The following is a 19,240-nucleotide window of genomic DNA, read 5'->3' on the forward strand; positions in this document are numbered from 1 at the left end:
TCATATCCAAATAATGAATCAAGATAATCTTGAAAGTCAGGAAAACCTTTCTCGAAATTATTATTTTCTTTATCATCCTGGTTTTTTTCATCCGAACTATTTTTTCTTACATTAGGATCACGTAGATATTCGTATGCTTCGTTAATTAATTTAAATCTTTCTTCTGCATTAAGATCGTTTTTATTTAAATCTGGATGCCATTTTCTTGCTTCTCTTCGAAAGGCCTTTTTAAGTTCTTTATCATCGAAATCAGGGGGTAAACCCAAAATCGACAAATAGTCTTTTTTAGAGGAAGTAGTCATTGTCCCATGGATCATCGTCCCTAGAATTACCATACCTCGAATTTCTATAATTTCTATTCATTTGATTATCCCAAGGGTCATCATCCCAATAATCATCAGAAAAGAGTTCATCCTTTAATGATCCAAATGTATTTTTAATACCCTGTAAGGGATTATTATCAGTTTTCTTTTCAGCAGCAAATTTTCTATTTAAGCCGAATAATGCTTCTTGTAGAGCACTTACTGATATTTCTAGTTCTTGAGGATCATCGTCATCAATATACTCTTCAACATCTTGAATAGCCAATTCAACAGCTCGTTGTTGCCTTTCGGCCCCATAAGGGCCAAATTCTAATGAGGCATCTCTAAGTCTTCTCTCAGCTTGCGCAATAAGAGTTAAAGCACTATTTTTTCTATCAATTACAGCTCTTGTCTTTCTATCTTCATTAGCTTTCGCTTTAGCTTCTTCAATTATCGAATTTATTTCTTGTTCATTTAAATTAGAACCTCCAGAGATTGTAACTGTTTGCTTTCTTCCTGTTGTCCTATCAGTAGCACTTACTTCTAAAAGACCATTAGCATCAATATCAAATGCTACCTGGACTTGAGGTATCCCTCTTGGCGCTGGAGGTATTCCTGATAGTCTAAATTTACCGAGTGATTTATTTTCAGATGCTAAAGGCCTTTCTCCCTGGCGTACTTGAACAACAACTGATGATTGATTTGCTTCAGACGTACTAAAAACATCAGATTGTCTAACTGGTATTGGAGTATTACGCGGAATGAGTACCTTCATAAGACCACCAATAGTTTCTAAACCTAAAGATAAAGGAGTAACGTCATTTAGAAGTAAATCTTGTAAATCACCACTAATAATTCCAGATTGTATTGCAGCTCCAACTGCTACTACTTCATCAGGATTAACAGATTGACAAGGATCATTTGGAACAAGAGTCTTTACTAATTGTTGAACCATTGGGATTCTTGTGCTTCCACCTACAAGAACTACCTCATCAATATCCTCTGCATTCCATCCAGAATCATCTAAAGCTATTTGCACAGGCTCTAATAATCTATCAAGTAAATCTTGTGATAATGACTCAAATATTTTTCTATTTAATGTTTCTTCAATATGTAACGGTCCCTCATTACTTGTTGTGATAAATGGTAAAGATATTTTTGTTTTTTGCAAACCTGACAATTCACATTTTGCTTTTTCAGCAGCCTCAGTTAATCTCTGTAAAGCTTGTCTATCCCTTCTTAGATCAATATCATGTTTAGCTAGAAATTTTTCTGCGAGCCAATCAACTATTTTTGAATCAAAATTGTTACCTCCTAGCTGTGTATCTCCACAAGTGGCTTTAACATCAAATACACCATTAGAAATTTTCAACAATGAAACATCAAATGTTCCTCCTCCTAAATCAAAAACTAAAACATTATTAGAAGAACTTTTTTCAAAACCATAAGCAAGAGCAGCAGCAGTAGGTTCATTTAAAATTCTATCTACTTTAATACCAGCTAATATTGCAGAATCCTTTGTAGCCTGCCTTTGAGATTCATTAAAGTAAGCAGGGACAGTAATAACTGCAGAATCAACCGTATCTCCAAGATAAGTTTCAGCATCATTAATTAATTTTCTAATCAATGAGCTCACTAATTCTTCTGGTGCATATTCTCTTTCTGTATTTGGACTAAGAACTCTAACGCTTCCATTGGTATTAGCCTTTACGTTATAAGGAACAGAAATACTATTCTCATCTAATTCATCCCAGTCACTACCAATAAATCGTTTAAGGTTATAAAAGGTATTCTTAGGATTTAAAACAAGTTGTCTTCTCGCTTGGTCTCCTATTACTATTTCCTTGTCTTTTGTAAATCCAACTATTGAAGGTGTAGTTCTAGATCCTTCAGAATTTGCAATAACAATTGGACGACCAGCTTCTATAACTCCCACAACAGAGTTAGTAGTACCTAAATCAATTCCAACTATTTGCCCCATGATTTTAGATCGCTAAATTAAAGCAAAATTTACTAATAATTTAATTAATTTTTATCTTAGATATTTACATATAATAGTAAAAATCAAATATTTTCAACTTAATTTAAATAAATAAGATTATTTCTAACTGGTTAAAAGGATTACTATCTATTTTAAAAGATACTTTAAAGACAAAGGTGTTGATGTATTTAACCAAAATAAACTAATATAAAACGGAGAGAGAGGGATTCGAACCCTCGATAAAGTTGCCCCTATACAGCATTTCCAGTGCTGCGCCTTCAACCACTCGGCCACCTCTCCCAGGATAACCATTTTAACCCTTTATCATCCCATTTTAGAGGAAAGTTATTTGAAAAAGACTTTCACAGTCACGATTAAAAATAAGGAAACCGGAAAGGTCTACCAAGAGCAGGTTAATAGTGATGATTACATACTTAAGGAATTTGAAAAGAAAGGTTTCAAACTTGCATTTTCCTGTAGAAATGGTTGCTGTACAAGTTGTGCAGTTAAAATTAAATCTGGCACCTTAGAACAACCTGAAGCCATGGGTGTATCTCAGGCTTTAAAAGACAAAGGCTATGCACTACTTTGTGTCGCTAAAGCAACTTCAGATCTTGAGGTAGAAACAACATATGAAGATGAAGTTTACGATTTACAATTTGGACAATATTTTGGTAGGGGAAATACAAGAGTTGCACCACCTTGGGAATTTGAGGAAGATTAACTATCATGTTTGAATTAAGTGAAATAGAGGATCTTGCAAATCTAGTAAACTTATCCAGTTTGTATGAAATAGCCAAGAATTCCGCTCAAATTGGTAATGAAATTTTAAAAGTTAATTACAATAAAATTCAAAAAATATCATCAAAGGGTAGGAAGGGTGATCTAGTTACGAATGTAGATTTGGAAGTTGAAAATAAAATAAAAGAATATTTATTAGAAGAGACACCAAACATATCTATAAATGCAGAGGAATCGGGTAAATTAACCAAATCTTCGGACTTAACATGGTGTATAGACCCATTAGACGGTACTACAAATTATTCCCATGGATATCCTTTTTTTGGTACTTCTATTGGTCTTGTATATAAAAATAAGCCAATAATAGGCGCTATATCAGTACCTTATTTAAATGAACTATATTCAGCCTGTATAGGTATAGGCTCATTCTGCAATGATAGTGAACTTAAAGTATCGAATCCCTCTAATCTTTCTGAGAGTCTACTTGTAACTGGTTTCTCTTATGACAGATTTGAGACAGAGGATAATAATTATGCTGAATTTTGCTATTTAACACATAAAACTAGAGGTGTTAGAAGAGGAGGTGCAGCAGCAGTTGACCTGGCATTTGTTGCTGCAGGGAAGGTAGATGGATATTGGGAAAGAGGATTGGAAGTATGGGACTTAGCGGCCGGTGCTATCATTGTTAAAGAGGCTGGTGGTATTATTTCTGATTATCCATCAGGTGAATTTAAATTAAGTTCAGGAAAAATTTTAGCTTGTTCTCCCAGCCTTGAGAATGAATTAAAAAATGAACTAGATAAAGTCTCTCCATTTAAAAAAAATCTTTATACCTAAAATTATTTAAATATTTATATGACAGATATAAAGGAAATTAAATTAGTAGATGTAAAAAACAACTCAAACATCATAAATAAACTAAATAGTATTTATAAACTATGGGGATATGAAGAGGTTTCACCCTCATTTATTAATACTTTAGAGACCATAAAAGGCCGTGGGGTGATTGACGAAAATCAGGTTGTAGGAATAGTAAGTAATAATTCATTATGTCTTAGGCCAGAAATGACAACATCAATTGTCAAATTGTCATCTACTAGATTAATTAATAAAAAAAGACCTATAAGATTATTTACTAATGGAATGGTTTTTGATAAAAAACAAAATAATAAAAATTCATTTAATTTACAAGAAAAATTGCAGAGTGGAATTGAATTAATTGGATACGATACAAAATTTCCTGAAATTGAAGTTATTAACATTTTGTTTGATTCAATCGATAATATTAATTTGAAGGATGGTTGTAATTTATTTCTACTAGTAAGCACCACAAAAATAATGGACTTGATGCTGAACAAATATAGGAATAATAATTTTGAAGAAATTAAGCAAAGTCTAGTTAATTTTGATCAAGATAATTTATCTAAATTAGGAATAGATGAAGATGATAAATATATTCTTAAAGATCTTTTATTTACAAGAGGAGAACCAATTGCAATATTAAAAAAATTAAAAACCATATATGGTACTAGTAAAACATTGGATGATTTAAATTTTTTATTTGAAACATTATCAAAAATATCAAATAAATATGGTGTTAAATTACAACTTGATCCCACTTTTCAACCTCACTTGAATTTATATGAAGGAATAGTTTTTCAACTAATAGGGGATAATGGTAAAAATAAAAGCATAATCGCAAAAGGGGGAAGATATGACGAGTTAGTAAGATCATTTAGTCCTAATGAGAAAATATTTAATGGGATTGGATTTACAATTTCAGTAGACATTTTAAGAAATTTAATTAAAGAAGAAAAGTCAGAGAAAAAAAAGATTTTATTGATGTTTAAAGATTCTTATTTGTTAGAAAAAGGAATGAATGAACAAAAAATACAACAGAAAAAAGGAAATATTGCTGTCTTATATTTAAATCCATGTGATGACTTGGCTAAAGCAAATCAAATTATGAAAGAAAATAATTGTAGTGAAATTTTGTGGGTTAAATAAAAACAACTAAAAATTTATTTAACTTTTTAATTCATATGTTGTTCGGACAATACTCCTAATTAAACTTGATTAACTAGTTTTTACGAAATAAGATTTAAAATGTTTGATTTTTTTTAAATGGAAAAAGGCGAAATTCGTATTAATACTGAAAATATTTTCCCAATTATAAAAAAGGCAGTATATTCTGACCATGAAATCTTTTTAAGAGAACTTGTTAGTAACGGTGTTGACGCAATTAGTAAAAGAAGAATGGCCTCTATGGCAGGTGATTGCGAGAATACTGAGGAGGCTCAAGTAAAAATAACAATTAACCGTGAAAAAAATACGTTAACAATTTCCGATAATGGAATTGGAATGAATGATGAAGAAATTAAGAAGTACATTAACCAAGTAGCATTCTCTAGCGCAGAAGAATTCCTAACAAAATACAAAAAAGATAATGATGAATTTATAGGTCATTTTGGACTAGGTTTTTATTCAAGTTTCATGGTTGCAGATAGAGTTGACATATTAACTAAATCAGCAATTGGAGAATCAAAAGCTTTCAAATGGTCTTGTGATGGATCTCCAAATTTCACTTTAGAGGAGTCAGAAAGAGAGACAATTGGTACAGATGTAATACTTCACCTACTTGAAGAAGAAAAAGAGTTTATTGAGCCTGAAAGGATTAAATCATTAATAAAAAAATATTGTGATTTTATGCCAATAGATGTCTCATTAGAGGGTGAAACAATTAATAAGAAAAATCCACCTTGGAGAAAACAACCTAGTGAATTAAAAGATGAAGATTATATTGAGTTATATAAATATCTTTATCCTTTTCAGGGAGATCCACTGTTATGGATACACCTAAATACCGATTATCCATATGACATACAAGGAATATTGTATTTTCCTAAATTGTCTGGTAGAGCTGATTGGGAAAAGGGAGAGATTAAACTATTTTGTAATCAAGTATTCGTAAGCGATTCAATAAAAGAGATTGTCCCAAAATACCTTTTACCTCTAAGAGGAGTAATTGACTCTACAGATATACCTTTAAATGTTAGTAGAAGCGCATTACAAACAGATAGAAAAGTAAGATCTATATCATCATTTATTTCAAAAAAAATTGCTAATAAACTAAAGGATTTAATAAAAAATTCTCCAGAATTTTATGCAGAAATTTGGGATTCTATCTCTGCTTTTATTAAAATTGGGGCGATCGAGGATGATAAATTTGCTGAATTAGTAAAAAACAGTATAATTTTTGAAACAATAATAAATTCTGAGAAAGACGTCACTAAAGATATTGAAAATAAAAGTCTTATCAAATCCAATGATAAATATTTCACGACTCTGGCAAATTACAAAGAACGAAATAACTTAACTGACTCTAAAAAAATTATTTACTGTTCAGATTCTATTGCTCAGTCAAGCGCATTAAATATCTGCTTATCTGATAACAAGGAAGTTATTAAATCAGATCCCTTAATTGATGCACAATTTCTTCCTTGGTTAGAAAGTAAAAACGAAGATTATCAGTTTCAAAGAGTTGATTCAGAAATAAATGAACTTGAAGATAAAGAATCTAAAGAAATTGTAGATAAGGATGGCAAATCAAATACAGAAAATCTTAGAGATACTATTGTAAAAGCACTTAACAACGAAAAAGTAACAGTTAAAGTTCAGTCACTTTCAAGTAAAGGTGCACCACCAGCGATGATTTTGCTTCCAGAGCAAATGAGAAGAATTAATGATATGGGTGCTTACATGGAACAAAAGATGCCTGGCTTGCCTGAATATCATGTGCTTTTAATTAACAAGGAACATCCTCTTATTGTTGGTCTTAATAAAATTACAGGCAATAAAATAATTATTGATAAAAAAGACCCTATAGAAAATCCATTGGCATCTAAAATTGCAAATCATGTTTACGATATGGCTAAACTATCAGTTGGTGGATTAGATCAAGAACAGATTATTAATTTACAAAATAATAACGCCGATTTAATTTCAGAATTGCTTAATTCAACAAATTGAGTCGTGTGTTAAAATTTTTACAGATATAACCCAAAAAATATGTCAAGAGTTTGCGAACTGACTGGAGCAAAAGCTAATAATGGGATGGCTGTAAGTCACTCACATATTCGTACAAAAAAATTGCAACAAGTTAATCTCCAAAAAAGGAGACTTTGGTGGGAAGAAGGGAAAAAATGGGTAAATATAAAAATTAGTACCAAAGCACTAAAATCTATACAAAAAGTTGGATTAGATAAATTTGCTAAATCAAATGGAGTTGATTTAAAAAAATTCTAAATTTGATGAGAAATTTAGTTGTAAGTATATTAATATCATTTATTGTTTTTATTACTTGTAATTCGGCAAAAGCATTCGATTTTGCTCCAGAAGTAGGAGATAATGCCCCAAACTTTCAATTAGAAGGTTTTAATAAAAAAATAAAATCAAAAAAAATATGGGAATTAAATGATTTTCAAGGTAAGTGGCTTGTCATGTATTTTTATCCAAAGGACTTTACAGCAGGTTGCACTCTTGAAGCTAAAGGTTTTTCTGAATTAAAAAAGGATTTTTCAAAAAATAATGCCGAAATTGTTGGAATTAGTGCCGATAATCAAGATTCTCATGAAAGTTTCTGCAGCGAGAAGTCCATAAACTACACTTTATTATCTGATCCTGACGGAATTATTAGTGATAAATATGGTTCGTGGATTCCTCCATTCTCAGATAGAAATACTTTTTTAATTTCTCCAGATGGGAAAATTTCTTATAGATGGATTAGTGTATTACCTATAAATCATGCTAAAGAAGTTCTCAACGTTTTAAAGAAAAAAATTTAAAATTTTGCACGAATTATCATTTGGAACTTGGTTAATACATATCTCATCAGTAATTGAATGGATTGTTGCTATATTTGTCATAAAAAAAATTTCTACATATAAAAAATATAATTTATTTTTTTGGTTAAGCCTCGCTATGGTCCCAAACTTAATAGGTGCTATGTGTGCGATCACTTGGCATATCTATGACAACCAGGAAAATCTTTATGGTCTTGTATCACTTCAAGGAATATTTACATTAATAGGAAATTCAACATTAGCCTTAGCAGCAATAAAGATTTTTAAAGAAAAAGAGACTTATGAATGATTTATTTTTAAAATTTATAGAAAAATTAGGTTTAGTCGATAACACATTTTTGTTCGCAGTATCAATTATTCCTTATGCAATATTTTTGTTCTACTTATACAAAATAAAATCTGTTAATAATATTGTAAAAACAGGATTTTCCTTAACTGTTTTATTCGTATTGATAACTATATTGGTATCTTTCTTCACACTAAATTACTATAATGAAACCCTTGTTGAGGTTGACTTTCTGCATGGTTTAGCAGAATCATTCCTAACTTTAAGTGATTTTGTTATTTTGTTTGGATTTATAAGGTTGTTAAATAGCTTAGAAGTAAACAACTCTTAAGACCTTTTACAATTTTGTGTTTTTTAGGTAAAAGTATTAGAGAATATATAAAAATAACGATTTTTTATGTTTACTACATTATTTGCAGCTGCAGATCCAGCAACTTTTTCTTGGTCTCCAAAGTGTGCCGTCGTAATGATTGCATGTAATGTTTTTGCTTATGCTATTGCTAGAGCAACTATAAGAAAACCAAATGAAGGTTTTGAAATACCTAATTCAAAATTCTATGGTGGTTTAAGTCATGCATCAGTTGTAGGTGCTAATTGCCTAGGTCATATTTTCGGAATTGGTGCAATCCTAGGATTAGCCTCACGTGGTGTTTTATAAAAATTTATTTATTAAATTTTTAATTATTTAACTTAAATTTCTTAACAATTTTTTCTGCCATCTGATCAGGCTTAAGTCCTAATTTTTCTTTACTCTGGTCAGGTGAAGCATGATCAACTAAAACATCGGGTATACCTATCCTGTATACAGGAATGTTTACATCATTATCGTTAAGTAATTCAACTATTGCAGAACCAAATCCACCAATTAAGGTTCCTTCTTCCATAGTTACCACTTTTTGAATTCTACATGCTAATGGCATAATAAGATTTTTATCTAGAGGTTTCACAAATCTCGCATTAACAATACATGTATTAATGTTCATATTTTTTAGGATTTTTGAAGTTTCAATAGCTGATGCAACCATTGATCCATAAGCAATAATTAAAATATCTTCTCCTTCTTCAAGTATTTCAGCTTCGCCAATATTTAAAGGTTCCCAACCTTCATCCATTACAGCCACCCCTAATCCAGAACCTCTTGGTATTCTTAGAGCTGTAGGACCATTATGGTTAATTGAAGTTATTAACATTCTCTGTAATTCAGACTCATCTTTTGGTGCCATCAATACAAAATTAGGTATAGATCTCATATAACTGATATCGTATTGACCTTGATGAGTAGGACCGTCAGCTCCAACTATCCCAGCTCTATCAAGTACAAACGATACAGGTAAATTTTGTATCCCTACATCATGAATCAATTGATCGAATGCACGTTGTAGAAAAGTACTATAAATAGCTACAACAGGTTTAAGACCATCACAAGACATTCCTGCCGCCAGAGTAACTGCATGTTGTTCTGCTATTCCTACATCGATATATTGATCTGGAATATTTTTTTGCAATATATCTAAACCAGTCCCTGTAGCCATTGCTGCTGTAATACCAACGACTTTGCTATCCTGTTCACATATTTTCAATAAGGTTTGACCAAATATTTTACTATAACTAACAGGTTTAGGTTTCTTAGATGGAATTGATTTCCCAGTTGTTAGATCAAATGCTGACTGTGCATGATATCCAACCTGATCAGCTTCTGCATAAGGATATCCCTTGCCTTTGGTTGTAACTACATGAACAAGTACAGGTTTTTTAAGTTTATGAGCAGCGTTAAAAGTATTAACTAAATTTCCAATATCATGTCCGTCAATTGGACCCATATAAGTAAATCCAAGTTCTTCAAAAACAGCTCCAACCTTTGGCACTGCTAGTCTTCTAACGCTTCCTTTAATATTTTTTAGCTCTTCTGGAATATCCTTACCAATTATTGGAATATTTTTAACACTTTCTTGAACACTATCGGACAAAAATTGCAACGGTGGACTAACTCTTACTTTATTTAAGTAAGATGAAAGGGCTCCAACTGGAGGCGAAATAGACATATCATTATCGTTTAATACTACAACTAAAGGAGTGTTTGGTAAGTGACCTGCATGATTTATAGCTTCTAATGCCATACCTCCAGTTAATGCTCCATCTCCAATAACTGCAACACATTTATAATTTTCACCTTTTCTATCTCTTGCTATTGCCATTCCTAAAGCAGCAGATATAGAAGTACTTGCATGTCCAGCTCCAAAATGATCAAACTTACTTTCACTTCTCTTGAGATATCCCGCGACTCCATTTTGTTGTCTAAGGGAATCAAATTGACTAAAACGTCCTGTTATTAATTTATGAGGATAACCTTGATGTCCTACATCCCAAACAACCTTATCAAAATCAAGATCAAGAGTTTGATATAAAGCCAATGTAAGCTCAACTACACCTAATCCAGGCCCAAGATGTCCACCACTAGTAGATACTACTTGTAGATGTCTTTCTCTAATTTGACATGCAATTTCTTCTAATTGTGAAACTGTTAAGCCATGAAGTTGATTTGGATGACTTAACTCACTTAAAAGCATTTAACAAAAATTGGTATCTATATAATCTAAAACGCCGAGGTGCAAAATGAGTATTTTTTTTGAAATAGATCATGTAATGTTTTATTAGATTAATAATTAATGCTAAAAATATATATATGAATGATTATTTTGAAAAAATACTTCAAGCTGAAGTCTATGAAGTTGCAAAAAAAACACCACTAGAGAAAGCTCATAATTTAAGTAATACACTTAATAATGAAGTTTTTCTAAAAAGAGAAGATCTTCAGGATGTATTTTCATTCAAAATAAGAGGTGCATATAACAAAATGAGTAAGCTCACTAATTCACAGCTTGCTCAGGGTGTAATTACTTCTAGTGCTGGTAATCATGCTCAAGGGGTTGCACTTAGTGCCCTTAAGTTAAATTGCGAAGCAACTATATTAATGCCCATTACCACACCTCTAGTAAAAGTTAATGCAGTAAAAAAATTAAAAGCAAAAGTTATATTATATGGCGATAACTATGATGAAACTTATAAAGAGGCAATAAGGATTAGCCAAGAAAAAAATTTATGCTTTATTCATCCCTTTGATGATCCAGAAGTAATAGCTGGACAAGGAACTATAGCTATAGAACTAGAACAGCAGCTTAAAGAAAAACCTTATGCAATTTATATTGCTGTAGGTGGTGGGGGATTGATATCAGGTATATCCTTATACCTTAAAAAAGTATGGCCTGAAGTAAAAATAATTGGTGTAGAACCAGAAGATGCAGACGCTATGACGAAATCTTTGGAAGAAGAAAAAATTGTGGAACTATCTTCCGTAGGTCAATTTGCAGATGGAGTGGCGGTTAAAAAAATTGGTAAAAATACTTTTGATATTTGTAGAAAATATATAGATAAGATGATTAGGGTTAATACTGATGAAATCTGTGCTGCTATAAAAGATGTTTTTGAGGATACTAGATCAATACTAGAGCCCGCAGGTGCCTTATCAATAGCGGGAATGAAAAAAGATATTTTAAATTCGAATCATTCAAATAAAAAAATGGTTGCGATTGCATGTGGTGCAAATATGAATTTCGAGAGGCTTAGATTTGTAGCAGAAAGAGCAGAACTTGGAGAGTGTAAAGAAGTAATGATGGCTGTTGAAATTCCTGAACGTGCTGGTAGTCTAATTGATTTTTGTAAGTTACTTGATAATAGAAATTTAACTGAATTTAGCTATAGGATGTCAAATTCAAAGAATGCACAGATCTTTGTAGGGGTTCAAGTCTATGGTTTAAATGATAAAAAAAATCTATTAAATGTATTTAAAAATTCTGAATACTCATTTATTGACATAAGTGATGATGAATTATCTAAAAATCATCTCAGACATATGGTAGGTGGAAGATTACCAAGGGATTTTAAAGAGATGGAATATAGAAACTTTATTGAGCTTTTATATAGATTTGAGTTTCCTGAAAGGCCAGGCGCATTAATAAACTTCTTAAATAATATGAAGTCAAATTGGTCTATAAGCGTATTTCACTACAGGAATTATGGATCTGATGTAGGAAAAATTGTTATTGGAGTTTTGATTGACAAAAATGAGATTTTAGAATGGAATAATTTTGTAAAAATTCTAGGCTATAAATTCTGGGATGAAACTAAAAACGATACATATAGATTATTCCTTGGTGCATCAGATTAAATTTAAGGTAGATTAGGAAAGATTTCGGTAATTAAAATCAATCAATCTGATCTAAATACCACGCCAATATCTGATATAGATCTAGTTACTAAAGTTGAAGCTGTTCTATATTTAAAAGGCAGACCAATAACAAAAAAAGATCTTTCAGAAATTACTAATTCTGATATAAATTCAATAAATGATGCAATTAAAGATCTAAAAAATAAATACTCTAATCCCAACTCAGCTATTGAATTAAATGCAGTTAATAACAGTTTTTCTCTCGAACTAAAATCTAGTCTTAATGAATTCGTCGATGATTTACTTCCTTCTGATTTGAAAACATCAGAATTAAGGACATTGGCAACTATTGCGATCAAAAAAAAGATCCTGCAATCGGACCTCATACTTCTTCGAGGTTCAGGTGCTTATGATCATATTAAAGAATTATTAGAAAAGAAATTCATCGTCAAACGGAGGCAAAAAGATGGCAGATCATATTGGCTATCATTATCAGAAAAGTTTTTTCAAACTTTTGCTGTAAGTAATGAATATCTCTCAAATATAGGAAGTGGTAACAATAAGCAGCAATAATAAGGAAATGTTAGGATGTATTAAATTACGACAAGATGATGTTATCTGAGATTTTTGCAGTTTTGGGTCAAACTTTATCAATTTATTCTTTCATATTGATAATAAGAATTTTACTTACATGGTTTCCAGGTATTGATTGGAGTAACGGAGTTTTATCTGCATTAACTTCTATCACAGATCCTTATTTAAACATTTTTAGAGGTATTATCCCTCCAATAGGTGGATTTGATATTTCATCTTTGTTAGCTTTTTTACTTTTAAATGTTATTCAAAATTTAATTACAAATCTCCAGTATGCAAGCTTAGGTTATAGCTGAATTTATCTATCATCTCCCGAACCTCTTATCTTGCCTTTAGCTGCTCTTAATTTTAATTTTTCAAGGTTTTGTAATGCAACATCCTCTAAATTGAAATTTAATTCTGTACAAAGATTTGATACATACCACAAAACGTCTCCTAACTCTTTTTTAATACCTAATCTTGATTCGTTATCAAATATTCCATTTTTATCTCTTATAACTTTTTTCACTTTTTCTGCAACCTCACCAGCCTCTCCCACTAAACCAAGAGTTGGATAAATATTATTTGAACCTAAATCTGGATATTGTGCTGTTTCTCTAGCTTTTTTCTGATAAGTTTTAAAATCCATGACTTAAATAACTAACTTTGGGTATGGTAAATTTATTTATATCTAGCAATATTATCTATATATGTCGAATATTGATTTAAAAAGAAGAACAAAAATAGTAGCAACTATTGGCCCAGCAACTCAATCTGAAGAGATAATTTCAAATTTAATTAAGGCTGGAGTAACAACATTCAGATTAAATTTCTCTCATGGAGATCATAAAGATCATGCTGAGAGAATTAAAACCATAAGGGAAGTATCAAAAAAATTAGATATAGATATTGGAATATTGCAAGATCTTCAAGGACCTAAAATACGATTAGGGCGCTTTAAAGATGGGCCAGTAAAAGTTAAAAAAGGCGATAAATTCACACTGACATCAAATGAAGTCGATTGTACAAATACTATTGCAAATGTTACCTACGACAAACTTTCTCAAGAGGTTAGCGAAGGGAAAAGAATACTTTTAGATGATGGAAAAATAGAAATGATTGTAGAAAAAGTTGATACAAAAGCTAATAATTTGGAGTGCATGGTAACTGTAGGAGGGGTTCTTTCAAACAATAAAGGTGTTAATTTTCCAGATGTCCAATTATCAGTAAAAGCTTTAACAGAAAAAGATAAAGAAGATTTAAAATTCGGTTTATCTGAAGGAGTTGATTGGATAGCACTAAGTTTCGTAAGAAATCCATCCGATATAAATGAGATAAAAGATTTAATAAACAAAAATGGGCATTCAACTCCTGTGGTCGCAAAAATAGAAAAATTTGAAGCAATTGATCAGATCGATACAGTATTACCCTTATGTGATGGGGTTATGGTTGCAAGAGGTGATTTGGGAGTTGAAATGCCTGCTGAAGAAGTTCCTCTTTTACAAAAGGAGTTAATAAGAAAAGCCAATTCATTAGGTATCCCAATAATTACAGCGACTCAAATGCTTGATTCTATGGCATCTAACCCAAGACCAACAAGGGCCGAAGTTAGTGATGTAGCGAATGCAATTCTAGATGGTACTGATGCTGTAATGCTTTCAAACGAAACTGCAGTTGGCGATTATCCTGTAGAGGCAGTTGAAACGATGGCAACCATAGCAAGAAGAATTGAAAGGGATTATCCACTTAAGGCTATTGATAGTCACTTACCCAGTACGATCCCAAATGCTATTAGTGCAGCAGTAAGTAATATAGCTAGACAACTTGATGCAGGGGCTATAATCCCTTTAACAAAATCAGGTTCTACCGCTCGAAATGTAAGTAAGTTCAGACCACCAACACCTATATTGGCAACTACTACAGAGAAGAGTGTAGCGAGAAGATTGCAACTAGTTTGGGGAGTTACTCCAATAGTTGTTAAAAATGATGAAAGAACAGCAAAAACTTTTAGTTTAGCTATGCAAATTGCTCAGGAGATGGGAATCCTTAATCAAGGAGATTTAGTAGTTCAAACCGCAGGTACATTGACTGGAATTAGCGGTTCTACAGATTTAATAAAAGTCGGTTTGGTAAGAAAGATTGTATCAAGAGGTATTTCAATAGGAGAAATCGGTGTTACAGGTAAAGCAAGAATAATTAAAAATAATCTTGATATATCCTTAATTTGCCCAGGAGAAATATTATTTGTTCCGAAGGAATTAATGAAAAATATTCCATTGAGTAAAAATATTGCCGGTATTGTTACGAACCAAAATGTAAATGATGTTTATGCTTTGTTTAACAAAAATAATAAAAAGATTTCTACAATTTGTAATTTAGAAAATATGGATAAACATGAAATCAGTAATGGCGACCTTATTACACTGCAGCTAAATGAAGGTGTTATATACATGGGGCAAATTGAAGATGATGATTCATTAGATAAATATAAATATGTCTAGGAATATCTCAATAAAAGAAGCCTTAGGCATGGCCACAAAAACTTTAGTTTCGAACAAATTGAGAAGTTCTTTAACAATGCTGGGGATAATTATAGGAAATGCATCAGTTATTACACTTGTTGGGCTTGGAAGAGGTGCTCAAACATTAGCTAAAAACCAATTAAGTAATTTAGGTGCGAATGTTTTATTCATTGTTCCTGGAAATAATGACACCAGAAGAAGAGGTATTTCATTTCCTAAAAATCTTGTTTTAGAAGATGCAATAGCAATAAGTAATCAAGTCCCAACAGTTAAAAAAGTTGCGCCTCAAATTTCTGCTAACGAAATAGTGCAGTCAAATTCTAAAAGTCTAAATATATCAATTGCAGGAGTTACACCCGAATTTCTTGAAGTAAGAAGCTTTGAAGTTGATAAGGGAAGATTTATATCTAAGAGTGATATTAATAGTGCTAGAAGTTATGTAGTAATAGGTCCTGATCTTAAAGACGAATTTTTCAAAGATAATTCTTCATCACTTGGTGAAAAAATCAGAATTAAAGACCATACTTATGAAATTATTGGAATATTAAAACCAAAAGGTGCTGTATTTGGAAGTAATCAAGACAAAAATGCTTATATTCCATTAACCACCATGGTTAATAGGATTACAGGGAAGGACCCAACATATGGAGTAAGTTTAAGCTTTATTAGTGTTGAAGCGATAGATAAAAATGCAACTAGTGCCGCTAAATTTCAGATTACTAACTTATTAAGGCAAAGACATAAAATAATCCGAGATGATGACTTTGCGGTTAGATCACAAGAAGATGCATTGAATATAGTAACCAATATAACAAGTGGGCTAACGTTTTTATTGGCTGGTATTGGGGCAGTATCTTTGGTGGTTGGCGGCATTGGAATCATGAATATTATGCTTGTTTCTGTAAGTGAAAGGACTGAAGAAATTGGACTTAGAAAAGCAATAGGAGCTAAACAGTCAGATATATTAATTCAATTTTTGATTGAAGCATTGATTTTATCTACAATTGGCGGGTTAATTGGAACAACAACAGGATTATCAGGTGTTTTTCTTTTATCTCTGATAACACCACTTCCTGCATCAGTAGGAATTACAACTACTTTTTCCACCATGATCATTTCAGGATCAATAGGTTTAATCTTTGGCGTTTTACCTGCAAAAAGAGCTTCCAAATTAGATCCAATTGTTGCATTAAGAAGTTTATAAATATAATTTTTAATAATGCTCAATTTTTATAAATTAATTGAGATATTGGTGAGTCTTCAATCAATAGTAATAACATCAATGTTACCTGTTTATATTCCACTACCTTTTATCTATAAATCTAGTAATAACTTTGACTTACCTATCACATGGCAAATTCCGACCATAATTTTATTAACACTTATATTCCATAAAAAAGTTGTATTCAGAGCATTTTCTATATATATAATTTTGGGGTTATTTATACTTCCTATCTTTCAACAAGGAGGTTCATTAGGTTATTTGCTCACTCCAAATTTTGGTTATTTATTAGGTTTATATCCATTAATAAAAATAATTGATAATTTAAATAATAGAAATAAAATAAACGTTGGAAACTTTTTAAAAAACGGATTTATAGCAATAGGTGCTATGCATTTAACTGGAATATTTTACAACTTCTTACAAATCATATTCTACAGTCAATACAATTTATTTTTATATAATTTAGGGAAATACTCATTAGGTAAAATTGGATATCATTTTTTAATGCTTTTTCCACTTTTATTACTTATTAAACCTATAGAACATTTAAAACGTAGAAATAATGACTATTAATATAAAAACAAAATTATATTTTGTATCTTTAAGTATTTTTATTGTTCTAATTGATCAATTTACGAAATATTTAATGTTTTATAATAAAAAATTATTTATTAATAAAAATTTTCTTTTATTCAAATTAGACTTTGTAAAAAATTATGGAGCAGCATTTAATATATTAAGTGGTAGTAGAGTATTTTTATCTTTAATAAGTATTTTTTTTTCTATATTACTTCTTTATTTGATATTTAGGAAAAATACTTTAAACTCATTTGATCTATATTCTTATAGCTTTATTCTTGGAGGAACTATTGGTAATGGTATAGATAGGATATATAGAGGTTTTGTAATTGATTTTATAAATTTAAATATTATAAATTTTCCAGTATTTAATATTGCTGATATATCTATTAATATTGGTTTCATTTTTTTACTATACAACATTTTTAAAAATAATCGATAAAATGAATTATTTGAAATTAAAGTATATAAAGTATGTAGTATTGATATTATTTCTTTATATTATATTTTCTATATTTGTAAGAATAGTAAATATTTATACTCTTTTATTTTTAATTATAATTATTTATACTTTCTATAATATTGATAAAAAATTATTTAAAAAAATAGTTTATAAAGTTATATATAAAAATAAAAAAAATACACTTTCATTCAAAAATACATATGGTGCTGCCAAGATAAGTTTGGAAGGAGTCGAGAAGATTAACAAAAAAATTAGTGATAAAGTAGAAGCGGAATTGTTAAATTACCAAAAAAATAAACTAGAGTCCCAATTAAAAACAGGAGATTATAAAGTTACTCTTTTTGGAGCAGGTTCCTCAGGAAAAACATCTATAGCAAGATCTTTATTGAAAAATATTGTCGGACAAACCTCAGCAAAAATAGGTACAACAAAGCAAATTAATAGCTATAAAATTCGTATACCAATTTTAAAAAGAAACATTAATATAGTTGATACTCCTGGTTTATTCGAACCATCTAAATTAGGGGAAGAAAGAGAAAAAGCAACAATTATACAAGCATCAAATTCTGACTTAGTTCTTTTTGTGTTAGATCAGGACATAAATAAATACGAAAACTATTTAATTAAAGAATTATTAAAATTAAGGAAAAAAATAATAATAGTTCTAAATAAATGTGATTTGAGGTCTAGAGATGAAAATAACCTTATTAGAGAAAATATAATTTCTATAACATCCGCTAGAAAAAATAGAATTTCAGTTGTACAAACAATTGCAGTCTCTCAAAAATCTCCCTATACAAGATCAGATGCTTTAAATTTAGTTCCAGAGGTAGGAAGTTTATTTAGAGAAATAATTGAAACTCTCGATAATAATGGTGAAGAGTTATTAGCGGATAATATTCTTTTTCGCTCAAATAAGTTAGGTATTAAAAGTAAAAATTTCGTACAAGAACAAAGATATTTAATGTCAAATAAAGTGATTAATAAATATATGTGGATAACAGGAGGAGTAATACTAGTTAATCCACTACCAGCAGTTGATTTTATTACTACTACCTCTGTAAACCTTCAAATGATAATGGAATTATCAAAAATATATGAAATAAAACTTACAAAAAAAGATGCAAAAGATTTGGCGACTTCATTGCTAAGCGCATTAGCTAAACAAGGCATACTAAAAGGAGGTCTCGCCATTCTTTCTCCTGCTTTAGCTACAAGCTTGACTAAAATAATATTATCTAAATCTATACAATCAGTTACAGCAGGCTGGTTAATAAGAATAGTAGGACTAAGTTTGATTGAATATTTTAAAAATGGTCAAGATTGGGGAGATGGAGGCATTCAAGAAGTAGTAGATAAGATCTATAGAATAAGTAAAAGAGAGGATATTTTAAATAATTTCGTAAAAGAAGCTATTTCAAAAATTGAAATGAAAAAATATTTTAAATCAAATAAAAGTTTGCCTCCATTTACTAATTAAT

Annotated in this window: 21 protein-coding genes and 1 tRNA gene; 17 read left to right on the forward strand and 5 right to left on the reverse strand. The window is 30.5% G+C overall.

Annotated features, from left to right (window positions below):
- From BS621_RS00005 to BS621_RS00015, 3 genes are all read right to left on the reverse strand, one after another.
- On the reverse strand, positions 1-335 hold a 335-nt coding region (locus tag BS621_RS00005), incomplete at its 3' end, for a J domain-containing protein (protein ID WP_156858195.1).
- On the reverse strand, positions 286-2,283 hold the full coding sequence (gene dnaK / locus BS621_RS00010) for a molecular chaperone DnaK (protein WP_077141361.1): 1,998 nt from the start codon (positions 2,281-2,283) through the stop codon (positions 286-288). The genes BS621_RS00005 and dnaK, both read right to left, overlap by 50 nt.
- A 213-nt stretch (positions 2,284-2,496) precedes the next feature.
- A tRNA-Ser gene (locus tag BS621_RS00015) sits at positions 2,497-2,583 on the reverse strand.
- 49 nt (positions 2,584-2,632) lie between these two features.
- Here BS621_RS00015 and BS621_RS00020 point away from each other — a divergent pair.
- The 9 genes from BS621_RS00020 to psaK all read left to right on the forward strand — a co-directional run bounded on the left by BS621_RS00020 (position 2,633) and on the right by psaK (position 8,830).
- Positions 2,633-3,007 (forward strand): 2Fe-2S iron-sulfur cluster-binding protein, encoded by a 375-nt coding sequence (locus BS621_RS00020; protein WP_077141362.1) that lies wholly within the window; start codon positions 2,633-2,635, stop codon positions 3,005-3,007.
- A gap of 5 nt (positions 3,008-3,012) precedes the next feature.
- Positions 3,013-3,861 (forward strand): inositol monophosphatase family protein, encoded by an 849-nt coding sequence (locus BS621_RS00025; protein WP_077141363.1) that lies wholly within the window; start codon positions 3,013-3,015, stop codon positions 3,859-3,861.
- 18 nt (positions 3,862-3,879) lie between these two features.
- Positions 3,880-5,031, forward strand: a complete 1,152-nt coding sequence (locus tag BS621_RS00030; RefSeq protein WP_077141364.1) for an ATP phosphoribosyltransferase regulatory subunit — start codon at positions 3,880-3,882, stop codon at positions 5,029-5,031.
- A gap of 117 nt (positions 5,032-5,148) precedes the next feature.
- Complete coding sequence (htpG, locus tag BS621_RS00035; protein WP_077141365.1) at positions 5,149-7,053, forward strand: molecular chaperone HtpG; 1,905 nt, start codon at positions 5,149-5,151, stop codon at positions 7,051-7,053.
- A 39-nt stretch (positions 7,054-7,092) separates the two neighbouring features.
- Positions 7,093-7,329, forward strand: coding sequence for a 50S ribosomal protein L28 (gene rpmB / locus BS621_RS00040; RefSeq protein WP_025881448.1), 237 nt, complete (start codon positions 7,093-7,095; stop codon positions 7,327-7,329).
- A 5-nt stretch (positions 7,330-7,334) separates the two neighbouring features.
- Positions 7,335-7,868, forward strand: a complete 534-nt coding sequence (locus tag BS621_RS00045; protein WP_077141366.1) for a peroxiredoxin — start codon at positions 7,335-7,337, stop codon at positions 7,866-7,868.
- Between the two features lie 4 nt (positions 7,869-7,872).
- Positions 7,873-8,175: a DUF2499 domain-containing protein gene (locus BS621_RS00050; RefSeq protein WP_077141367.1), complete on the forward strand. Its 303-nt coding sequence runs from the start codon at positions 7,873-7,875 to the stop codon at positions 8,173-8,175.
- Positions 8,168-8,503, forward strand: a complete 336-nt coding sequence (locus tag BS621_RS00055; protein WP_077141368.1) for a DUF3593 domain-containing protein — start codon at positions 8,168-8,170, stop codon at positions 8,501-8,503. Before BS621_RS00050 ends, BS621_RS00055 begins: the two co-directional genes overlap by 8 nt.
- Before the next feature lie 66 nt (positions 8,504-8,569).
- Positions 8,570-8,830: a photosystem I reaction center subunit PsaK gene (gene psaK / locus BS621_RS00060; RefSeq protein ID WP_011818394.1), complete on the forward strand. Its 261-nt coding sequence runs from the start codon at positions 8,570-8,572 to the stop codon at positions 8,828-8,830.
- A gap of 19 nt (positions 8,831-8,849) precedes the next feature.
- On the opposite strand, the gene dxs is transcribed toward psaK, so the two are convergent.
- Entirely contained in the window at positions 8,850-10,739 is a 1,890-nt protein-coding gene (gene dxs, locus BS621_RS00065; protein WP_077141369.1) for a 1-deoxy-D-xylulose-5-phosphate synthase, read from the reverse strand.
- A gap of 116 nt (positions 10,740-10,855) precedes the next feature.
- On the opposite strand from dxs, the gene ilvA reads away from it, so the two are divergent.
- From ilvA to BS621_RS00080, 3 genes are all read left to right on the forward strand, one after another.
- Complete coding sequence (ilvA, locus tag BS621_RS00070; protein ID WP_077141370.1) at positions 10,856-12,397, forward strand: threonine ammonia-lyase, biosynthetic; 1,542 nt, start codon at positions 10,856-10,858, stop codon at positions 12,395-12,397.
- 75 nt (positions 12,398-12,472) lie between these two features.
- Entirely contained in the window at positions 12,473-12,970 is a 498-nt protein-coding gene (gene scpB, locus BS621_RS00075) for an SMC-Scp complex subunit ScpB (RefSeq protein WP_083703274.1), read from the forward strand.
- Positions 12,971-13,008: 38 nt separating this feature from the next.
- Complete coding sequence (locus BS621_RS00080; protein WP_002807500.1) at positions 13,009-13,287, forward strand: YggT family protein; 279 nt, start codon at positions 13,009-13,011, stop codon at positions 13,285-13,287.
- Positions 13,288-13,289: 2 nt separating this feature from the next.
- Here the strand turns inward: BS621_RS00080 and BS621_RS00085 are convergent, their stop codons facing one another.
- Complete coding sequence (locus BS621_RS00085; RefSeq protein ID WP_077141372.1) at positions 13,290-13,619, reverse strand: nucleoside triphosphate pyrophosphohydrolase family protein; 330 nt, start codon at positions 13,617-13,619, stop codon at positions 13,290-13,292.
- A 61-nt stretch (positions 13,620-13,680) separates the two neighbouring features.
- On the opposite strand from BS621_RS00085, the gene pyk reads away from it, so the two are divergent.
- The 5 genes from pyk to BS621_RS00110 are packed head-to-tail and all read left to right on the forward strand — an operon-like array spanning position 13,681 to position 19,239.
- A complete protein-coding gene (gene pyk, locus BS621_RS00090; protein WP_077141373.1) occupies positions 13,681-15,471 on the forward strand; it encodes a pyruvate kinase in 1,791 nt (596 codons plus the stop codon).
- Positions 15,464-16,696 carry an ABC transporter permease gene (locus tag BS621_RS00095; RefSeq protein ID WP_077141374.1) on the forward strand — a complete coding sequence of 411 codons (1,233 nt, stop codon included), beginning with the start codon at positions 15,464-15,466 and terminating at the stop codon, positions 16,694-16,696. The genes pyk and BS621_RS00095 overlap by 8 nt, the downstream gene beginning before the upstream one ends.
- 15 nt (positions 16,697-16,711) lie before the next feature.
- A complete protein-coding gene (locus BS621_RS00100; RefSeq protein ID WP_077141375.1) occupies positions 16,712-17,290 on the forward strand; it encodes a biotin transporter BioY in 579 nt (192 codons plus the stop codon).
- The gene (gene lspA, locus BS621_RS00105; RefSeq protein WP_077141376.1) at positions 17,280-17,738 is read left to right on the forward strand and encodes a signal peptidase II; all 459 of its coding nucleotides are present in this window, start codon (positions 17,280-17,282) and stop codon (positions 17,736-17,738) included. Before BS621_RS00100 ends, lspA begins: the two co-directional genes overlap by 11 nt.
- 1 nt (position 17,739) lies before the next feature.
- Positions 17,740-19,239: a GTP-binding protein gene (locus BS621_RS00110; RefSeq protein WP_077142625.1), complete on the forward strand. Its 1,500-nt coding sequence runs from the start codon at positions 17,740-17,742 to the stop codon at positions 19,237-19,239.
- The last annotated feature ends 1 nt before the right edge of the window (position 19,240 follow it).

Source organism: Prochlorococcus sp. RS04, assembly GCF_001989455.1.
Taxonomy (GTDB): Bacteria; Cyanobacteriota; Cyanobacteriia; order PCC-6307; family Cyanobiaceae; genus Prochlorococcus_A.